Origin of the sequence: Streptomyces sp. MnatMP-M17, from assembly GCF_900091995.1 — a bacterium.
In the GTDB taxonomy this organism is placed as follows: domain Bacteria; phylum Actinomycetota; class Actinomycetes; order Streptomycetales; family Streptomycetaceae; genus Streptomyces.
Genome location: NZ_FMDK01001164.1, coordinates 1 through 2,876, shown reverse-complemented (window position 1 = coordinate 2,876; position 2,876 = coordinate 1). Strand labels below are relative to the sequence as shown.

General features: G+C 71.6%; 4 protein-coding genes. All 4 read right to left on the bottom strand.

Annotated features, from left to right (window positions below; genetic code table 11):
• Positions 1-95: 95 nt before the first annotated feature.
• Positions 96-938 carry an amidohydrolase family protein gene (locus GA0115259_RS37330; RefSeq protein ID WP_093604987.1) on the bottom strand — a complete coding sequence of 281 codons (843 nt, stop codon included), beginning with the start codon at positions 936-938 and terminating at the stop codon, positions 96-98.
• 34 nt (positions 939-972) lie between these two features.
• Entirely contained in the window at positions 973-1,284 is a 312-nt protein-coding gene (locus tag GA0115259_RS37325; RefSeq protein ID WP_093604985.1) for an L-rhamnose mutarotase, read from the bottom strand.
• A complete protein-coding gene (locus GA0115259_RS37320) occupies positions 1,281-2,312 on the bottom strand; it encodes an aldo/keto reductase (RefSeq protein ID WP_093604983.1) in 1,032 nt (343 codons plus the stop codon). Before GA0115259_RS37320 ends, GA0115259_RS37325 begins: the two co-directional genes overlap by 4 nt.
• A 255-nt stretch (positions 2,313-2,567) precedes the next feature.
• Positions 2,568-2,876, bottom strand: a 309-nt coding sequence (locus GA0115259_RS37315) for a WS/DGAT domain-containing protein (RefSeq protein WP_141716870.1), incomplete at its 5' end; no start/stop codon positions are given.

Below are 2,876 nucleotides of genomic sequence, written 5' to 3'. Positions count from 1 at the left end.
CGGCCGGGACCGACGCGTCAGCCGGGCCCCGGCCGGGCGCGGCGGGCGCCACCCCGGGAACGCGTTCTGGGAATGCGCCCGGGAGCGCGCCCGGTTCACAGTCCGTAGACGCGCCGTGCGGTGGTCCCGAAGACCTCGTCGCGCTCGTCCTCGCTCAGTGCGTCGGTCACCGCCCGGGCCGCGTCGAACACCTCGCCGTAGGTGCCGGCGAGCCGGCACACGGGCCAGTCGGAGCCGAACATCAGCCGGCCGGGACCGAAGGCGTCGAGGACGGTGTCCGCGTACGGGCGCAGCCCGTTGGCCGTCCAGGAGTCCCAGTCGGCCTCGGTGACCATGCCGGAGAGTTTGCAGACGGTGTTGGGACGGGTGGCCAGCGCCTTGACGTACCCGGCCCAGGGATCGAGCGCGCCGGCCGCGATCGGCGGTTTGCCGAGATGGTCGAGGACGAAGGTGAGCTGTGGCAGCGACTCGGCCGCCTCCGCCGCGGCGGGCAACTGCTCCGGAAGGACGACCAGGTCGTACACGAGACCGGCGTCGGCGACGGCGGCCAGTCCGCGCAGTACGTCAGGACGCACCAGCCACCTCGGGTCGGGCTCGCCCTGCACCTGGTGGCGTATCCCCACGAGCCGGTCGCCGCCGGGCAGTTCACACAGCGCGGCGAGCGTGTCGGCGATCCCGGGCGCGGTGAGATCGGTCCAGCCGACGACGCCCGCGACCAAGTCGCTGCCATGGGCGGCGGCGAGGAATTCGGGTGTCTCCTCCGGGACACAGATGGTCTGGACGAGAACGGTGGCCGTCACGCCCACGGCGCGCGCCTCCGGCGCCAGATCGTCAAGGCCGAAGTTCCGGCGGATCGGCGCCAGCGCGGGACCGGTGATCCAGTCCTGGTCGCGTACGGACAGATCCCAGATGTGATGGTGGGCGTCGACGGCGTTCATCGGTGTCAGTGGTGGCGGCGATATCACCGGGTTGTCAGAGCTCCCAGACGACGGGCAGTCCGGCGTCGGCGCCGGCCGCGGAGTAGTCGTGCCTGACATCGAGCAGCTCGGCCATCCTGGCCTGCCAGGCCACATTGACCGGCAGCTGGTCCAGTTCGGCCAGGAGGCGCGGATAGTCCTCGCACTCCAGCAGATGGAAGAGATCGGTGCCGCTGCGCCAGATCGTCCAGGAGGTGGCACCGGCGGCGCGGATCGCGGCGATGAGTTCGGCGGGTACCTCGCGGTGCGCGGCCTCGTACCGTTCGATCCGGTCCGCGCGGACCGTGGTGTGCAGGGCGACTCTCATGACAGCGCTCCGTCCTCGGCAGGCCGGGCCCCGGCCGACGGCTCCTCGGTCAGCGGGCCCTCGGTCAGCAGTCCTTCGGCGCGCAGCTCGGCCCAGAGGTCGTCGGGGACGGTAAGGACCGCCAGTTCGGCCGCGTCGCGTACCTCCGCCGCCGACCGGGTGCCGACGAGCACGCTGGCGACGGCCGGATGGCGCAGCGGATAGTGCAGGGCCGCGGCGCGCAGCGGGATTCCGTACCGTCTGGTCACGGCGTCCATCCGCAGGGCTCGCTCCAGCAGGGCGGGCGGCGCCGCGGTGTAGTCGTAGGTCGCGCCCGGACGCGGATCGGCGAGCAGCCCGGAGTTGAAGACCCCGCCGACGACCACGCTCCTGCCGCGCGCGGAGGCCTCGGGCAGCAGTTCGGTCAGCGCCGACTGGTCGAGCAGGGTGAAGCGGCCCGCGCACAGGACGACATCGGCGTCGGTGTCACGGAGGAAGCGGGTGAGCATCGCCGTCTGGTTCATCCCTGCGCCGATGGCGCCGACAACGCCTTCGGCGCGCAGCCGCTCCAGCGCCGGATACGCCTGGTGGAAGGCCTCCTCGGCGTGGTCGTCGGGATCGTGCAGATAGACGATGTCGAGCAGGTCGAGACCCAGCCGCTCCAGGCTGGCCTCGATACTGCGGAGCACTCCGTCGGCGCTGAAGTCCCAGACACGGCGGTGGGTGGCCGGTACGGCGAAGCCATGGGCCAGGTCGTCATCGGCGGGACCGGCTCCGGTGACGGGTTCGAGCAGCCGGCCCACTTTGGTGGAGATGGCGTATTCGTCGCGCGGCCGGTCGCGCAGCGCCTCACCGAGCCGCCGCTCGGAGAGCCCGAGTCCGTAGTGCGGCGCCGTGTCGAAGTACCGTATGCCCGCGTCCCAGGCCGCATCGGCCGCCGCCCTGGCCCGCTCGGGTTCGACCGGAGTGTAGAGATTGCCGATCCCGGCCGCCCCGAAGGACAGTCCGGTCACCCGGACCGCACCGCGTCCGAGCGTGGTGTACCGCATACCGCCGCCGCCTCCCCATGTGCCGACGCCCGCGTCCCGTCGTCGATCACGACGAATATTCATCGGATGACTCGGCGCCGTCAACACCTCTGAAGCAGCTTTCTGGGCTTCTTCGCGATTGAACTGTCCGATCTATCGACCGGAGTGCGAGGGTGGTCCGATGGTGTCAGCCGACGGATGATCAGCGGTGTCACGAGTACCACGACCAGCAGACGCGGGGGCGCTGCGCCGTGTCGTACGCAACCCGGGCTCGCGCTACAGGGAGGCGCGGAGGAGTTCGTCCAGTTCATCGGTCATCCCGCGCGCCAGCCGGTCCAGGTCCGGTACGGCCTTGCCGTCGGCGACCAGTCCCACATGGACCCGGCCGCCGTACGTGGTCAGCGCCACCGCCAGGGACTGTCCGCGTGTCAGCGGCGCCATCGGGTAGACCTCGCGCAGCGGGCAGCCGCCGAGCGAGAGCGTCGAGCGCGGCAGCGGCACACTGGTCACCAGGATGTCGAAGAGCATTCTGGCCGCGCTGCCCGCCAGCGGCGCGGCCAGCCGGTGCGCCAGCGGCGGCCGGTG

Excerpts from the sequence above, each read along its gene's own strand:
- GA0115259_RS37320 (WP_093604983.1), bottom strand. The coding sequence starts at position 2,312 with ATGCGGTACACCACGCTCGGACGCGGTGCGGTCCGGGTGACCGGACTG.
- GA0115259_RS37325 (WP_093604985.1), bottom strand. The coding sequence starts at position 1,284 with ATGAGAGTCGCCCTGCACACCACGGTCCGCGCGGACCGGATCGAACGG.
- GA0115259_RS37330 (WP_093604987.1), bottom strand. The coding sequence starts at position 938 with ATGAACGCCGTCGACGCCCACCATCACATCTGGGATCTGTCCGTACGC.